This window comes from Levilactobacillus spicheri DSM 15429 (assembly GCF_001435095.1).
GTDB classification, from domain to species: domain Bacteria; phylum Bacillota; class Bacilli; order Lactobacillales; family Lactobacillaceae; genus Levilactobacillus; species Levilactobacillus spicheri.
Window position 1 is genome coordinate 156,626 of sequence record NZ_AZFC01000016.1, and the last position, 15,709, is coordinate 172,334.

A 15,709-nucleotide genomic window follows, 5' to 3' on the forward strand; every position below is an offset into this window, starting at 1 on the left:
CTCAATTAATGTGCATCTTTGGCTGAATTTTGCTTAATCAACCGGTTCAGGTTCTCATCGAAGACCTTGGTGGCGTCGTAGCCCATGGAACGGGCCCGGAAGTTCATCGCCGCGGCTTCGATAATGATGGCCAGATTCCGCCCGGTCTTGACCGGAATCGTGATCTTCGGGACGACCACGTCGAAGAACCGCTGACTCTCCGTGTTGTTCCCCAACCGGTCAAAGTGGTTGTCGTCGTGCCAGAGTTCCAGGTGAACGATCAGGTCGATGTCCGTTTCACTCCGGACGGCCCCGGCCCCAAAGAGGTTCATCACGTCGATGATCCCGATTCCCCGAATCTCCAGCAGGTGACTTAAAATGGCGGGCGCGGCGCCGACCAGGGTCTGTTCGTCTTGTTGATAGACCTCGACCCGGTCGTCGGCAATCAGCCGGTGGCCCCGCTTGACCAGTTCTAGAGCGGTTTCACTTTTCCCAACACCGGAATCCCCGGTGATCATGACGCCGACCCCGTAGATGTCGACCAGGACACCGTGGACCGACTGCCGTTCAGCCAGTTTGCCTTCCAAAAAATTGGTCATGTTACTGAGGACCCGGGACGTGGTCAGCTTGGTCCCCAGGATCGGAATGTGGGCCTCTTCGGCGCACTGCTTCAGTTCCTCGGGGGGATCGAGTTGCGTGGAGATGACAAAGGCGGGCGTCTCGGGCTGACACATCTTGTGCATCACGTCGAGCAGCTTCTTATGACTCATCCCCTTGGCAAACGAGGTCTCCGTAATCCCCAACAATTGAACCCGCTTGGCTGGGTAATAATTAAAGTACCCCGTGAGTTCCAATCCCGGTCGTGAAATATCGCTGGTGGTAATTTGTCGATCCAAATCATCTTGACCGGAATACACATCTAACCGGTTCACTCTGACCAGGTCGGCGACTGTGACGCTTTCTGGCATGAACGCTTCCTCCTTACCGCGTAGTTAACTAGTCTAATTTTAGCACTTTCACTAGGGTTCTCCTATCAAATTCCCTTCGTTAGAACGATTAATTTCGCGCGAAATGATCGCTGATAATCGCGTTAAACAGGGACATGATCACGGCCACAATCAGGGTGACCCCGAACGAGGCGAACGCAAAGTTGCTGCCGACGAACCACGAGGTCAGTTCCAACATCGCCGCATTCAAGACGACGCTGAACAATCCCAGGGTCAGAATCGTGATGGGCAGTGATAAGACGAACAGAATCGGTTTCACCACCGCGTTTAAGATGGCCAGCACCAGGCTCGCCAACAGGGCAATCCCCACCCCGGACACGTAAAAGGCGTGCTGATAGCTACCCGCTAAGGAACTCTGGAAAAAGCCCGCTAACGCCAAAAAGATCAACGCATTGACTAAAATTCGTGGCCAAAATCGCATCTACTCACCGTCCTTTGAGTGTTCGTGAACGTCCTGCTCGGTCGCGTGGATGTCCTTGCGGCCGGACGTCGCGGTGCCATCACCGTTGGGACGGCCCCCGCCAAATTGGCCAAAGAGGTCCCGGAAGTTGGGACCCGCCGGCCGCGAATCGTCTAACGGAATGAAGGTCATCAAGACCACGTAGATCAAGAGACCCAGGACCCCGTGGAACGGAATGGCCAGCGAGATGATCACGTAGATCAACCGCAAGAGGTTCGCGTTCCAATCAAAGTATTCGGCAATTCCGCCCAAGACCCCACCAATCAGGCGGTTGGTCCGGGAACGGACTAAACGTTTTTTATTTCCTGCCATGTGTCAGCACTCCTTTGAATTGTGTCGCGGTGGCGCCCATTGGCCACCGTCCAGGGAGGTCGCCGATCCGGTCCGGGCATACCGTGGCCGGGGGACCCCCGCTTAGCTTAGTCCCTATTTTACCCCGTTGCCCCGGTCCTTGGCCATTGATTTGAGCAAATGCCCGCCAGACCGGTCGTTGCTGGGAGGACTTTCTACCGCAAGAATAACGAAAGCGGCCACTGAAAGCAAGTTTCCAGTGGCCGCTCACGGCAATCTTCAATTTCACGTAAGAATTAGGGTCACCGCGCCTAGTCGGCTTCGCTCGCGGAGTTCAGTTCCACGATGTGCCCCGACTTCAGGTAGATGATCCATTCACACACGTTGGTCACGTAATCCCCGATGCGGCACAGGTCCTGCGCCACGTTCAGGTAGATCGACGCCCCGGTCTCGAAGTCGGAGTCCAGGCGCATCTGCTCGTAACTGTGCTCCCGTACCTGGTGGTTCATGTGGTCGAGCTTGCGGTCAACGTCCGCCAACGCTTGGGCTTCTTGGTCGTCCTTGTTGACGTACGCCTTTAGGACGTCCTGTACCATCTGCGTCGTCATCTGCCCCATCTGGCCCAGCAATTGCTCCAGCACGGGCACCTTCTGCTTGCTGCCCATCTTGATCGTCGAGTGGGCGATGTTCCGGGCGTGGTCGCCGGCCCGTTCGAGGTCCGAGACCGCCTTCAGGATCGTCACGATCTCTCGCAGATCCGTGGTCACGGGTTGGTAGAGCGCAATCATCTCAAAGGTTTTCTTTTCCAGCTTAATTTCACGTTCGTTAATGTCGTGGTCGTGGTCGATGATCCGTTGCGCCGTGGCCGCGTCCCGTTGCATGAACGCGTCCACCGACTGCTGGATGACCTCACTGACCAACATCCCCATTTCCGTGAAGTCGGCATCTAAATCCGCCAACTCGTCATCAAATAATCTCCGCATGTCTTCCTCCTTTTAGCCGAAGCGACCACTGATGTAGTCTTCCGTCTGTTTCTGCGCCGGGTTCATGAAAATATTCTTGGTTGCATCCACTTCCACCAGTTCGCCGTTCATGAAGAAGGCCGTTCGGTCCGCGATTCGCGAAGCCTGTTGGAGGTTATGCGTCACAATAATAATCGTATAATCCTGTCGTAAATTCAAGAGGGTCGTTTCAATCTGGCTGCTGGAGACCGGGTCCAACGCACTGGTCGGTTCGTCCAGCAAGATGATCTCGGGCGATACGGCCAGGACCCGTGCGATGCAGACCCGCTGTTGTTGTCCCCCGGACAGGGCCAGCGCGCTTTCGTGCAGGTGGTCCTTGACCTCATCCCACACGGCGGCCTGCCGCAGCGACTTCTCCACCACGGCGTCTAACTTCTCCTTGTCCTTCTCACCGGCGATCCGCAATCCGTAGATCACGTTGTCGTAGATGGAAAAAGGAAACGGGTTGGGTTGTTGGAACACCATGCCAATCTCCTTACGAATCTCAACGGTATCGGCGTCGGGCGCGTACAGATCCTTCCCCTTGAATCGTGCGGTCCCGGTGATCGTGACGCCCGGAATCAGGTCGTTCATCCGGTTTAACGTCCGTAAGTAGGTCGATTTCCCGCACCCGGACGGGCCAATCAACGCGGTAATCCCCTTTTCCTTAAAGTTCAGGTTGATGCCCTTCAAGGCCTCTTTGTTGCCGTAGTACAGGTGCAGGTCTTGGGTCGTCAAAATCTCTTCTGCCATGTTACTGTTCTCCTCCTAACCAAAGTTCCCCGAAACGTAATCACTGGTGACTTGCACCCGTGGGTTGGTAAAAATGTGACTGGTCGTGTCGTACTCCAGGACCCGCCCCTGATTAAAGAACGCCGTGTATTCACTGATCCGTGCCGCCTGTTGCATGTTGTGCGTCACGATGATGATCGTGTAGTGTTCCTTTAACTTCAGGAGCGTGTCCTCGAGTTGACTGGTCGAGACCGGGTCCAGCGCACTGGCCGGTTCGTCCAACAACAGGATGTCCGGCCGCAGGGCGATGGCCCGCGCGATACAGAGCCGCTGCGCCTGCCCACCGGACAGCGCCAAGGCACTCTTGGTCAGTTCATCCTTGACCTGGTCCCACAGAGCGGCTTGCCGCAGGGACCGTTCCACCTTTTCGTCTAAGTCTTTTTTGGCCGTCACCCCCCGTAGGCGTAATGCAAAGGCAATGTTATCGTAGATCGACTTGGCAAACGGATTCGGCCGTTGGAACACCATGCCGATGCGCCGACGCATCTCGTACACGTCGACGTCCGGCTGGTTCACGTCGACGCCCCGGTACATGATCTTGCCGGTCACGGTCGCGATGCGGTCGTTCATCCGGTTCAGCGACCGCAGGAAGGTCGACTTCCCCGACCCCGACGGCCCGATCAGCGCGGTGATCTGGTTCTGTGCGAACTTCAGGTCCCCCTCGTACAAGGCTTCCGACTTGCCGTAGTAGACGTGCAGGTCCTCGGTCGATAAGACGACGGGATGGTCCGGATCATGGGGCTGCACGATGTGGCGTTCCTCCATGTCCTGCTTTGAAACATCGTTATTCACAAACACAAGTCATCCCTCCTTAGGCCGACGTCAAACGTTTGTAGAGCCGCTTCCCGAGGTACCGGGCCGCGAGGTTAAACAGCAGAATCGCAATCACCAAGACGGCCGACGACCCCGACGAAATCGCCTTGGCGTCGGGCATGATGCCTTCCGAATTGATTTTCCAGATGTGGACCGCCAGCGTTTCGGCCGGCCGCATCGGGTTCAACGGACTCGAGATGTTGAACGGGTTCCAGTCGGCGAAGTTCAGGGCGGGCGCACTTTGCCCCGCCGTGTAGATCAGCGCCGCGGCTTCCCCGAAGACCCGGCCGGCACTCAAGATCACCCCGGTCAGGATGCTGGGCACCGCGGCCGGCAGGATAATTTTGTTGACGGTTTCCCACCGGGAGAGCCCCAGGGCGAGGCCCCCCTCCCGTTGATTTTCACTAATGGTGTGCAGGGAGTCTTCGATGTTCCGGGTCAGTAACGGCAGGTTGAAGAAGGTCAGGGCGAAGGCCCCGGACAGGATCGAGAAGCCCAGCTTCAGCTTGACCACGAAGAACAGGAAGCCGAACAGCCCCACGACCACGGACGGCAGCGAACTCAGGATTTCAATCGCCGTGCGGACCACGCTGGTCACCCAATTGTCCTTGGCGTATTCATAGAGGTAAATGGCCGCACCCAACGCAATGGGAAACGAGATCAGCATGGCCAGGATCAACAGGTAAAAGGAGTTAAAGAGTTGGACTCCCACCCCGCCGCCCTTCAAGAAGGCCTTGGCGGGCGCGGTCAAGAAGTGCCAGCTTAGTTGAGGCATCCCGCTGACCAGGATGTACCCTAACAGGGCCACCAGGATCAGGACGACGATGCCGGCGACGCCGTACAGCGCACCAATGGCGATTTTATTTTGTAATTTGGCTTTCAACATTAGTGCAGCCGCCCCTTTCGACCAATCAATCGGACAATCAAGTTAAAGACCAGTGACATCAGCAACAGTACCAGGGCCAGGGACCAGAGGGCGTTGTTTTGCAGCGAGCCCATCACGGTGTTCCCAATCCCCGTAGTCAGCACGGACGTCAGCGTGGCGGCCGGGTCGACCAGAGTGTGCGGCATCAGCGCCGCGTTCCCGATGACCATTTGCACGGCCAAGGCTTCCCCGAAGGCCCGGGCCATTCCGAAGACCACCGCCGTCATCAAGCCCGGTGTGGCGGCCCGCAAGACCACCTTCCAAATCGTCTGCCACTGCGTCGCGCCCAGCGCCAGGGACGCTTCCCGGTAGTACCGGGGCACGGACCGCAGCGCGTCGGCACTCATCGAGGTCACCGTTGGCAGGATCATCACGAACAACACGCAGGTCCCGGATAGGATACCGAACCCGCTGCCGCCGAAGACGTTTCGCGTGAAGGGCACCACGACGCTCAGGCCGATGAACCCGTAGACCACGGAGGGAATCCCCACCAGCAGTTCGGTAACCGGCTGTAAGATCTTCGCCCCACGGTTCGGCGAGATTTCGTTCATGAAGACCGCGGTACCGATGGCAAATGGTGTGGCAATCAAGGCCGACAGGATCGTGATCAGAAACGAGCCGACGATCATCGACAGCGCCCCGACCTCGGGCTTCCCGTGGGCGTCCTTGATGCCTGGGTTCCAGTCCTTGCCGGTCAGAAAGTCCCAGAGGTTCACGTGGTTGGTGGTAAAGGTCGCAATCCCCTTGGAGGCCACGAACCCGATGATGGCGACCACGACGGCCACGATCAGGATCAGGGCCGAAAAACTCACGACCCGGCCCCAGACTTCGAGCTTGGCCGCCTTCGAGCGCCGTTTTAGCTGGCGTTCCAGGTCCGCCGTAGTTGGTTGGGTGTTCTTCATGGCCGGGTGCCTCCAATCTTCGTGACTTGGCCGTCAACATCGCGTTCCACGTGCATTTGCGTGGGTGAGAGGTAGCCGAGTTGCCGAACCAGGGTCTTCTGAATCGCCGGTGATTGCACGTAGGCGATGAAGTCCTTGGTCAACCCCGTCGGCTGGCCCTTGGTGTAGAGATGTTCGTACGACCAGATTTTCCAGTGATTCGTGATCACGTTGGCCTCGGTCGGGGCCACGTGATTCAGGGCTAACGCTTGAACGGTGTGGTTCACGTAGGAAAAGGCCACGTAGCTGATGGCCCCGGGCGTGGTCGCGACGATTTGCCGCACCATCCCCGAAGAGTCCTGCTCCTGGGCCGTTTTCGACCGGTGACCGGCCAGCCCGTAACGCTCGAAAGTCGCCCGGGTCCCACTTCCCTGGGCCCGGTTGATCAACACGATCGGTTGCTTTTTGCCGCCCACCTGTTGCCAGTTGGTGACCCGCCCCGTAAAGATGTCGGTCAATTGTTGCGTCGACAGGTTCTTGACGCCCGTTTGCTTATTCACGATGGGGGTGATGCCCACGACCGCGACCCGGTGATCGACCAGGTCCTTGCCCGTGATTCCCTTTTGTTCCGTCGCAAAAAGATCGGAATCCCCGATCTGCACAGCGCCTTCTTGGATTTGGCTCAAGCCCGTCCCGGTGCCACCGCCTTGTACGTTGATAAACGTCCCCAGATGCTCACCCGTATACTGTTCACCGGCGGCTTCGACTAGGGGTTGTAAGGCCGTTGACCCGACGGCGGTAATGGATTCGCCCGCATGGCTGGTCTGGCGCGTCTGATAAGCAAAGACCCCCAACGCCACCAAGACCACCAGGACGATTCCCTGGACCCACCGTTTTTTCGTCATAACCGTTTCCTCCTATCGATCAGTCAAACGACTCATCATTTCACTTGTCAGTATAGCCGGTGAATGTAAATGTCATGTAGACGTATTGTAAAGGTTGTGTAAATATAGCCACATGTGCAGAACGCAAAAAAGCCGATGCGAACATCGACTTATTGGGTTATTCAGTTAAAGGCTGTTGGACCGGGAACCGCAACGTGACCGTGGTCCCCGTCCCCAGCTGACTCTGCAGGTCCAGCTTGCCGTTTAGGGCCCGCACTAACTCGCGCACGATGGCGAGTCCCAGGCCGCTGCCGTTGACCCGCTGATTCGAGTGGGACGTCTCCGCCCGGTAAAACCGCTCGAAGACCCGCAACTGGTCCTGGGGGGAAATGCCGATACCCGTATCGGCCACCACCAGTGACCACTCCTGCGCGGTCTTCTGGGCGCTGATGGTCACGCGCCCCTGGGGTCGGTTGTACTTGATGGCGTTGCTGACCACGTTCTTGATGATCTGGTCCAGCTTGCGTTGGTCGGTCGCCACCACGAAATCGTCCGGTACCTGGTTGACCAGTGCCACTTGATTGACCGCCGCCAGTGGTCCCAGCAGGTGTACCTGACTGGCGATTTGTTGGCCGACCGGCACGTCCTCGATCTCCACCGCGTTTCCCGACTCGATGTGTGAAATCGTCAGCACGTCGTTGATCAGCTCTACTAACCGGTCGCTCTGCTGGTCGATGATCTTCAAGAACTCGACGCTCTTGACCGGGTCATCCTTGGCCCCGGCCAACAGGGTCTTGGCGAACCCCGAGATGGCGGTCACCGGCGTCTTTAACTCATGCGAGGCGTTGGACACGAAGTCCAGCTGCATCTGCTCGACCGCGTAGACCTCGGTCACGTCGTACAGGAGCACCAGCACCTGGAAGTAGTCCTGGGAGGTCGCCGTGTAGATGGCCTGCACGTCGACGGTCCGTTCGTTGGGCGATCCCGGGAGCTTCAGGACCTGGTGTTGGGTCTTGCGTTCGCTCAGCGCCGAGTTGATCAGGCTGGCCAGCTCGAACTGGTTCACGTCCCGGGTGAACGGGTGCCGCCGCGGGGAAATCCGGTGCTGGAGGAACTGCTCCATCGCCGGGTTGGCCAGCTCGACCTTGCGGTACCGGTCGATGACCATCACCCCGATGGGCAGATAATCCAGCAGCGTGGCGAACTCCTGATTCTGCCCCGCGATTTGCCGCTGGACCTTGCGTTGATGCGTTTGTAAGTAATTGATCTGTAAGGCCAACTGGTAAAACGGGTCGTGATGGGACAGCAGCACGTGGGCGGGCGCCTCGGCGTGCCGAATCTTCTCCACCTTCTTGGTCAGAATGGTGATGCGCTCGTCCGCCCAGCAAAAGAGCAACAGAATGCCGCCCCACTCGACCAGACTCCACGACCACGCGATCAGCAGGGCCGCTTCCCAGTGACCCGGCCGGATCAGCCACACCAGTAGCGTGTTGGCGATTAACACGACCAGCCCGCTCGGCAGGGCCCACCGTCTAGTCATGGGGCGCCTCGAAGGTGTACCCGAAGCCCCGGACCGTCTTCAAGAGTTGCGGGTGCTTAGGATCCGCTTCGATCTTTTCCCGTAAATGTGAAACGTGAATGTCGACCATCCGCGTCTGCCCGCTGTAGTCGAAGCCCCAGACCCCTTCCAGCAACTGCTCACGACTCCAGACCTTCCCCGGTCGTTTGGCGAAGAAGAGCAGCAGCTCGAATTCCTTGGGGGTCAAGTCGATGGGCTGCTCACCCCGCTTGACCTGAAACTTGTCCTGGTCGATGGTCAGCCCGGCGATGCGGATCACGTGCCCGTTATCGCTGGGGACCCGCGGCGTGGCGTCCTCGTGGTACCGGCGCATGACCGCCTTCATCCGGGCCAGGACCTCCCGGGGACTAAACGGCTTGGTAATGTAGTCGTCGGCCCCCAATTCCAACCCAAAGACCGTATCAAATTCGCTGGTCTTGGCCGTGATCATGATAATCGGCGTCTTGATTTTTTCCTGACGTAACCGCTTGGTCACCTCAACCCCGTCCAACTTCGGTAGCATTAAATCCAATAAAATGACGTCAAACTGTTCATGTTGCGCCAACTGCAACGCCTGCTCCCCATCGATTGCCGTCACGACCTGATAGTCTGCTTGCTCCAGGTTGTACTGCAATAGCGTCACAATTGCTGGCTCGTCGTCCACGACTAGCACCCTACTCATGATTACCCCTCCTGATCTCTGAATAGAACAATTCCGATTTCGTGTGGTGCCCCGGAATAAATGGCCGTCTCCGTTACTTTTAACTCGCCCGCCATGTTACGCACCCGTAAATGACAGTACGTTGGGTTGATCAGCAGGGCCTCATAAAAGGACGTCTCGCTGCTGATGGCTTGGTGGTTGCACTCCAGGATAATGTCCCCGGGTGCCAGGTCAAGCTTGGTTGCCGGCGTTCCCGGCCGAATCGCCAGGACCCGGACACCATCGTCAACCTGAGAATACCAGAAAGGCTGGTGCGCATCATAACGTTTGGCTTGCCATAAACAAGCCCCATAACAAACCAGCAGGAGCACCGCCGCGTAGGGCAGGTCCTGGGGCCGCCACAGCAGCCAGCCCGTTAGGACCAGGGCCCCCACGGCCAACCAGACCGTCTGCTGGGCCAGCTTCTGATAGACTGCCCGGGGCGCCTGCCGGAAGATCGTTAACCGCACCCCCAATAGCAGCGGTAAGATCAGGACGGCAAAGGATTGCCCGTGAATCGTCAAGATCGGCCAAAAGGCCCAGTGACTGGCGAACCAATCCCCGGGAACCAGCGTGACCATGGGCACCACCAGGAGTTCTCGCCAGGGATACCCGGCGATGCGCTTGCCCCGTTGCTTGGCGTAAATGCGGGGGCTCTCGAAGCGCCCGCCGTAGTGTGCCAACCAGTGGCCGGTCGCCAGAAAGGCCACCGCCATCAGCCACAAGAAGCTGCTGGCCGGGACGGCGCCCCAGCTTAGTCCGGTCGCGCCCAGGTCCGGCCGTGGCGTCAGGTAGCGGCCGCCAAACTCGGTGATCAGCGTGCTGACGACGATCAGCGTCAGCGGCGCCACCGTAGTCGGCAAGACGATCAACGTGAGCGTGGCCAACGCTTCATAGATCAGAATCCAGAGCAGGGGCAGACTGACCCCCACGATGAGATTGACCGCCGAGAGCCCCACCCCGAGCACCAGGCCCTGGGTCAGCATGTGGCGTAATTCGTAGTGGTCGCTATAGACCGCACTACTAAAATCATGTCGTTCGCGTTGGATCCGCGCCCGACTGGTCAGCCACATCCGTAGCACTGCCACCCACAACAGGGGCTGCAACAGATAGCTGCCCACGACCAGTAAAGTCCGCATGAAATCGACACCTTTCTTAAAACACATTATCACCAGTATAGCATGATTTAAAAACGGGTAACACGGCATTCGCGTTACCCGTTTAATCAATTATTTCTTCATTGAATCGGTTGGCAAGACGCCGCCTCCCGGTCGGCCAGAATTGGCCTGGAACGTTGGCACGACTTTGAGCTTTTTGCAAATCCCGCAAAAATCTCAAAGCTCGGCCTTTCTGTAATCCGGGAAATTCACCCGGATAACAGAAACGAGGCGACTGAGCCCAATTCTGACCTCCCTCCCGGCTAATAACGGCGTATTTGGTTATCGTAGCGAAACACTTGCGTTTAGCAAACCTGCTACTTGCCCCATTATCTTAACTTTGAAATCGTATTAGCAACTCACACTAATAGCTTCCAAGCCGGCCCAAAACGCCGACGTCACGGTGCTGGATCGTGCAGCACCGATGCTCAAACGCCATCAGAACTTCTAAAGGTTCGTCGAGCGGGCGGACATCATTAGGTGCCGCGTAGTGCTAGTTGAGCAGAAAACGGTGACGAAAGCGACTTGTCATTCGTGCTAACCACTGGGAAGAAACACCATCGCCGCCCTACTACAGTGGCAGTTGAGACGAAAGAGCGGAAGCAATCGGCAGTTTTCGCTAATTTCAACCAGCACCTTCAATCATCCTATGTCGCGCCTAGTCCGGATTCTTTTGGCTGAGTTGCCATTGCAGGTAGGCGTCGATGAACGGATCGAGGTCCCCGTCCATGACCGCTTGGCCCTGACTGGTCTCGTGGTTGGTCCGGTGATCCTTTACCATGGTGTACGGGTGGAAGACGTACGAGCGAATCTGTGAGCCCCAGCCAATATCCATCTGGTCACCCTCGAGGGCGGCCTTTTCCTGGGCCTTCTTCTCCTCTTCGCGTTCGTACAACTTCGCCCGCAACATGCCCAGGGCCGTTTGCCGGTTCTGGAGTTGCGACCGTTGAGCCTGACTCTGGGTCACGATTCCGGTCGGCAAGTGGGTAATCCGGACGGCGGACGACGTCTTGTTGACGTGTTGGCCCCCGGCCCCGGACGCCCGGTAAACGTCGACCTTCAAGTCGGCGGGATTGATTTCCACGTCGACCGAGTCGTCAAGCTCCGGCAGCACGTCGACCGAGGCAAATGACGTGTGGCGCCGCCCGGCCGAATCAAACGGCGAGATCCGGACCAACCGGTGCACGCCCTTTTCCGAACGGAGGTACCCGTAAGCGTTGTGCCCGGCAATCAGTAACGTGGCGCTGCTCAAGCCGGCCACTTCACCGGGCTGATAATCCAACACGGTCACCTTAAAGTCGTGTTGGTCGGCCCACCGTTGATACATCCGCATCAACATCGACCCCCAGTCCTGTGATTCCGTGCCCCCAGCTCCCGGGTGGATTTCCAGGATGGCGTTGTTGTGGTCGTACTTCTGGTTCAGCAGGAGGTTCAAACGATACTGGCGCAGAGCGTCCTGGGTCTTACCAAAGTTCTGTTCGAACTCGGCCTGCATGTCGGCGTCCGGTTCGTCGCTCAGGAGTTCCACAGCCACCTCGAGGTCATCGACCTGCCCGGAGAGCTGCTGGTACTCCTCCACCTTTTTCTTCATTTCGTTGGTTTCATCAATCAGTTTTTGGGCTTTCTGGGAATCGTCCCAAAAGCCCGGCTCGGCCATTTGGCCCTCGTTGACGCTGATGCTTTCGTTCAAGGCATCAAAGTCAAAGCGACCTCCTAAAGCCGGCTAATTGTTCGCGCATCGTTTCGATGCTGTGTTTCGCATCACTTAATTCCATGATGAGTGGCTCCTTTTCGGTTATTTAGTCGTCGTGCGGCGTTGCCGCCCGCGACCGCTACTCCTTAGTTTACCAAAACTCGGGCGGGAATGCTTGGTTGGCGACAGGACCGCTCCCTAACCGTCGTGGACATCAAAAAAACGGCGCCACCCTTTCCAGGTGACACCGTTTCTCGAAGTTTAATTAACGCGTAATGTTTTGTCGAATTTCGGACTTCATGAACAACCGCGTGGCGTCGTAGTCGATGTCGGAGACCATTTCTTCGAACATCCGGAACCCGTCTTGTTGGTATTCAACCAACGGGTTCAACTGACCGTAACCCCGCAACCCAATGGATTGCCGCAATTGGTCCATCGCATCGATGTGATCCGTCCAGTGAGAGTCCACGACCCGCAGCAGAACCACCTTTTCAAATTCCAGCATCTGGGCTGGATCGTAAAGCTGCTTGGCCTTTTCGTCGTACACATCCTTGGCCAGATCCATGAAGTACGCGATAATCTCGTCGGCGGTCTTCCCCTTCAGGTCGTCCAGGCTAATCTTGTCTGGCGAAACCATCGCGGAAATCCCGAAGTCGAGCAGCGTATCCAAGTCCCAGTCGGACTGTTCACCCTGCGTGTGCAGGTTCACGACCCGGGTCACGGTCCGCTTGATCATCGGCATCAAGACCCACTTCAGGGACTTGTCTTGTTGAATGATCTGGTTCCGTTCGCCGTAGATCACGTTCCGTTGTTGCCGCATCACGTCATCGTACTGCAAGACGTTCTTCCGGGAATCGTAGTTGTTCCCTTCAACCCGCTTTTGGGCGGATTCGACTTGCTTGGTGATCATCCGGCTCCGAATCACGGCGTCATCCCCGTCAACGTTCATCCGTTGCAGGAAGTCCTTGACCCGGTCGGAACCGAAGCGCCGCATCAGGTCATCTTCCAGGGACAGGTAGAACTGCGTCATACCAGGGTCCCCTTGCCGACCCGACCGGCCACGCAATTGGTTATCGATCCGGCGTGATTCGTGACGTTCCGTCCCGATCACGGCCAGGCCGCCCAATTCCACGACGCCGGGGCCGAGCTTGATGTCGGTCCCCCGACCAGCCATGTTGGTGGCAATCGTCACCGCGCCCCGTTGTCCGGCGTTTTGAATGATGTCGGCTTCCTTAGCGTGGTTCTTGGCGTTCAAGACCACGTGCGGAATCTTTTCATCATCCAACCGTTGCGACAGGTATTCGGAGGTTTCCACGGCGACGGTCCCGATTAACATCGGTTGGCCCTTTTCGTGGAGGTCCTTGATTTCCCGGACCACGGCGTCAAACTTGGATTCCAACGTCGGGTACAGTACGTCTGGATGGTCGACCCGGACAACCGGCTTGTTGGTTGGCACGGAGATGACTTCCATGTTGTAAATTTCCCGGAATTCTTCGGATTCGGTCTTGGCCGTCCCGGTCATCCCGGCTAACTTCGCGTACATCCGGAACAGGTTTTGGTACGTGATGTTGGCCATGGTCTTGGTCTCTTCTTGAATCTCGACGCCTTCCTTGGCTTCGATGGCTTGGTGCAGCCCATCGGAGTAGCGCCGGCCTTCCATGACCCGCCCGGTAAAGGAATCGACGATCAAGACTTCACCGTCTTGAACCACGTAATCCTTGTCCCGCAGCATGATAAAGTTGGCCCGTAAGGCCTGATCCATGTGGTGGGTCAGCGCGGTGTTATCCGTGTCGTACAGGTTCTTCAAGTTGAAGTATTTTTCGGCCTTTTCAATCCCCTTGTCGGTTAAGGCAACGGTCTTGGATTCCAGGTCGATCTTAAAGTCTTCTTTTTCGTGTAACGTCTTGGCGAACCGGTCCACCCGCTTGTACAGGGCACTGGTCCCTTCGGACTGACCGGAAATGATCAATGGCGTCCGGGCTTCATCAATTAAGATGGAGTCCACTTCGTCGACAATGGCGAAGTTTAACGGCCGTTGAACCATATCTTCCTTATAAACCACCATGTTATCCCGCAGGTAATCGAACCCGATTTCCCCGTTGGTGGAGTAGGTGATGTCGGCGTTGTAGGCTTCCCGCTTTTCGTCAGGCGACTTTTCCGCGGAGTTCAGACCCACCGTCAAGCCCATCCAGTTGTACAACTCACCCATTTCGGTGGCGTCCCGGGCGGACAGGTATTCGTTGACCGTGACCACGTGGACCCCTTTGCCGGAAATCGCGTTCAGGTAAACGGGCATCGTGGCGGTCAAGGTCTTCCCTTCACCGGTCTTCATTTCAGCAATGTTCCCTTCGTGAAGGACGATCCCCCCCATGATTTGCACATGGAACGGGTAGAGTCCGAGGACCCGGCGTGCCCCTTCACGACAAGCAGCGAAGGCCTCAGGTAACAAATCATCCAAGGTCTCGCCATCTTGATAGCGTTTCTTAAATTCTGGCGTTTTCGCCTTCAATTCGTCATCTGAAAGCTTTGAATATTCATCAGCGTAGGCGCCAACCTGATCCGCTAATTTACTGAGGCGTCGTAAAGTTCGTCGATCACTTTCGACCCATCGTTTCAAAATATTTGCCATGTGAGAATTCCCTTCAGTACATTGTTTAATCGATCTATTTAAAGTTCCTTGATGTTTTGCGATAAATCATTCTACATTTTAACACTAACCCGGTCAAGATGAAACTGCCCTACCCGGTTAACGAAATATAAATCGCTTTCTTTTGCGATTTGTTCTGAAACTGGTCGTCACGGCGCCCCAGGAGCGGCCCGGACCCACGAAAAAAGGTTCGAGGTGTGCGCCCCGAACCTTTCGTAAAAACGTGTTTAACCTAAGCTTCGTCGCCGGCTTCGATCAAGCCGTAACGGCCATCGTTCCGACGGTAGACGATGCTGACGCCATCGGTTTCGGCGTCTTGGTAAATAAAGAAGTCATGCCCTAACATATCCATCTGTAAGATGGCTTCTTCATTGTCCATTGGCTTCAGCGAGACCCGCTTGGTCCGGACAACCTGAAGTTCGTTGCTGTCGCTGTCCTTCGCCTTGTCGTCCGTGTCGGATGGCACGAAGTCAAGGTTCTTGTAGCCCTTTTCACGGGACTTGCGGTTAACCTTGGTCTTGTACTTCCGAATCTGACGTTCCAGCTTGTCGGTAACCAAATCAACGCTGGCGTACAGATCCGGCGAGGTTTCCTCTGCCCGTAATGTCAAGTATGGGAGTGGGATCGTTACTTCAACCTTGGCCGTCTTGTTTTGGTAGACCTTCAGGTTGATATGCGCAATTGCCTCAACGTTGTTTTCGAAATACTTCTCTAACTTGCTGATGCGCTTCTGAACGTAATCCCGGATTGCGTCAGTAACTTCGATGTTTTCACCACGAATATTAAATGTGAGCATAAAACTTCTCTCCCTTCAGCCAAGAGATTGCTTGGCTTGCTCAGCACTTGAAGGACCACTCTTCGGTGCTTTGCTTACTATTATTATAATAGAAAGCGCTTCGATAGACAATTAATCTAACGAAT

General features: G+C 56.6%; 15 protein-coding genes. All 15 read right to left on the reverse strand.

Translation table 11 applies throughout. The features are described 5' to 3' along the window. Window positions 1-5: 5 nt before the first annotated feature. Window positions 6-947 (reverse strand): HPr(Ser) kinase/phosphatase, encoded by a 942-nt coding sequence (gene hprK, locus FD37_RS06480; protein ID WP_045807058.1) that lies wholly within the window; start codon window positions 945-947, stop codon window positions 6-8. Window positions 948-1,035: 88 nt separating this feature from the next. Next, entirely contained in the window at window positions 1,036-1,407 is a 372-nt protein-coding gene (locus FD37_RS06485) for a phage holin family protein (protein WP_045807057.1), read from the reverse strand. Next, on the reverse strand, window positions 1,408-1,758 hold the full coding sequence (locus FD37_RS06490) for a PspC domain-containing protein (RefSeq protein WP_045807056.1): 351 nt from the start codon (window positions 1,756-1,758) through the stop codon (window positions 1,408-1,410). 290 nt (window positions 1,759-2,048) lie between these two features. Beyond that, complete coding sequence (phoU, locus tag FD37_RS06495; protein ID WP_056964291.1) at window positions 2,049-2,720, reverse strand: phosphate signaling complex protein PhoU; 672 nt, start codon at window positions 2,718-2,720, stop codon at window positions 2,049-2,051. A 12-nt stretch (window positions 2,721-2,732) separates the two neighbouring features. Next, the gene (pstB, locus tag FD37_RS06500; RefSeq protein ID WP_045807054.1) at window positions 2,733-3,491 is read right to left on the reverse strand and encodes a phosphate ABC transporter ATP-binding protein PstB; all 759 of its coding nucleotides are present in this window, start codon (window positions 3,489-3,491) and stop codon (window positions 2,733-2,735) included. Between the two features lie 15 nt (window positions 3,492-3,506). After that, window positions 3,507-4,295, reverse strand: coding sequence for a phosphate ABC transporter ATP-binding protein PstB (gene pstB, locus FD37_RS06505; RefSeq protein ID WP_056964383.1), 789 nt, complete (start codon window positions 4,293-4,295; stop codon window positions 3,507-3,509). 46 nt (window positions 4,296-4,341) lie between these two features. Continuing rightward, window positions 4,342-5,229, reverse strand: coding sequence for a phosphate ABC transporter permease PstA (gene pstA / locus FD37_RS06510; RefSeq protein WP_371862589.1), 888 nt, complete (start codon window positions 5,227-5,229; stop codon window positions 4,342-4,344). Further along, window positions 5,229-6,170, reverse strand: coding sequence for a phosphate ABC transporter permease subunit PstC (gene pstC, locus FD37_RS06515; protein WP_045807053.1), 942 nt, complete (start codon window positions 6,168-6,170; stop codon window positions 5,229-5,231). The genes pstA and pstC overlap by 1 nt, the downstream gene beginning before the upstream one ends. Then, the gene (locus FD37_RS06520; protein WP_056964293.1) at window positions 6,167-7,054 is read right to left on the reverse strand and encodes a phosphate ABC transporter substrate-binding protein; all 888 of its coding nucleotides are present in this window, start codon (window positions 7,052-7,054) and stop codon (window positions 6,167-6,169) included. The genes pstC and FD37_RS06520 overlap by 4 nt, the downstream gene beginning before the upstream one ends. A gap of 157 nt (window positions 7,055-7,211) precedes the next feature. Then, a complete protein-coding gene (locus FD37_RS06525; protein ID WP_056964296.1) occupies window positions 7,212-8,573 on the reverse strand; it encodes a sensor histidine kinase in 1,362 nt (453 codons plus the stop codon). Then, window positions 8,566-9,273: a response regulator transcription factor gene (locus FD37_RS06530; protein WP_045807051.1), complete on the reverse strand. Its 708-nt coding sequence runs from the start codon at window positions 9,271-9,273 to the stop codon at window positions 8,566-8,568. Before FD37_RS06530 ends, FD37_RS06525 begins: the two co-directional genes overlap by 8 nt. A gap of 2 nt (window positions 9,274-9,275) precedes the next feature. After that, window positions 9,276-10,430, reverse strand: a complete 1,155-nt coding sequence (locus tag FD37_RS06535) for a PDZ domain-containing protein (RefSeq protein WP_056964298.1) — start codon at window positions 10,428-10,430, stop codon at window positions 9,276-9,278. A 676-nt stretch (window positions 10,431-11,106) separates the two neighbouring features. Further along, window positions 11,107-12,223, reverse strand: a protein-coding gene (gene prfB, locus FD37_RS06540) for a peptide chain release factor 2 (protein ID WP_186811295.1) whose coding sequence is annotated in 2 segments (ribosomal slippage) — window positions 11,107-12,150 and window positions 12,152-12,223 — 1,116 coding nt in all. Because the reading frame shifts where the segments join, the coding sequence is not laid out codon by codon here. Between the two features lie 183 nt (window positions 12,224-12,406). Beyond that, window positions 12,407-14,770 (reverse strand): preprotein translocase subunit SecA, encoded by a 2,364-nt coding sequence (secA, locus tag FD37_RS06545; RefSeq protein WP_045807048.1) that lies wholly within the window; start codon window positions 14,768-14,770, stop codon window positions 12,407-12,409. Between the two features lie 250 nt (window positions 14,771-15,020). Next, window positions 15,021-15,584, reverse strand: coding sequence for a ribosome hibernation-promoting factor, HPF/YfiA family (gene hpf / locus FD37_RS06550; protein ID WP_045807047.1), 564 nt, complete (start codon window positions 15,582-15,584; stop codon window positions 15,021-15,023). Between the last annotated feature and the right edge of the window lie 125 nt (window positions 15,585-15,709).

Bases quoted from the DNA above. Each gene is read 5' to 3' on its own strand.
- hprK (WP_045807058.1), bottom strand. From the start codon at position 947: ATGCCAGAAAGCGTCACAGTCGCCGACCTGGTCAGAGTGAACCGGTTA.
- FD37_RS06485 (WP_045807057.1), bottom strand. From the start codon at position 1,407: ATGCGATTTTGGCCACGAATTTTAGTCAATGCGTTGATCTTTTTGGCG.
- FD37_RS06490 (WP_045807056.1), bottom strand. From the start codon at position 1,758: ATGGCAGGAAATAAAAAACGTTTAGTCCGTTCCCGGACCAACCGCCTG.
- phoU (WP_056964291.1), bottom strand. From the start codon at position 2,720: ATGCGGAGATTATTTGATGACGAGTTGGCGGATTTAGATGCCGACTTC.
- pstB (WP_045807054.1), bottom strand. From the start codon at position 3,491: ATGGCAGAAGAGATTTTGACGACCCAAGACCTGCACCTGTACTACGGC.
- pstB (WP_056964383.1), bottom strand. From the start codon at position 4,295: ATGGAGGAACGCCACATCGTGCAGCCCCATGATCCGGACCATCCCGTC.
- pstA (WP_371862589.1), bottom strand. From the start codon at position 5,229: ATGTTGAAAGCCAAATTACAAAATAAAATCGCCATTGGTGCGCTGTAC.
- pstC (WP_045807053.1), bottom strand. From the start codon at position 6,170: ATGAAGAACACCCAACCAACTACGGCGGACCTGGAACGCCAGCTAAAA.
- FD37_RS06520 (WP_056964293.1), bottom strand. From the start codon at position 7,054: ATGACGAAAAAACGGTGGGTCCAGGGAATCGTCCTGGTGGTCTTGGTG.
- FD37_RS06525 (WP_056964296.1), bottom strand. From the start codon at position 8,573: ATGACTAGACGGTGGGCCCTGCCGAGCGGGCTGGTCGTGTTAATCGCC.
- FD37_RS06530 (WP_045807051.1), bottom strand. From the start codon at position 9,273: ATGAGTAGGGTGCTAGTCGTGGACGACGAGCCAGCAATTGTGACGCTA.
- FD37_RS06535 (WP_056964298.1), bottom strand. From the start codon at position 10,430: ATGCGGACTTTACTGGTCGTGGGCAGCTATCTGTTGCAGCCCCTGTTG.
- secA (WP_045807048.1), bottom strand. From the start codon at position 14,770: ATGGCAAATATTTTGAAACGATGGGTCGAAAGTGATCGACGAACTTTA.
- hpf (WP_045807047.1), bottom strand. From the start codon at position 15,584: ATGCTCACATTTAATATTCGTGGTGAAAACATCGAAGTTACTGACGCA.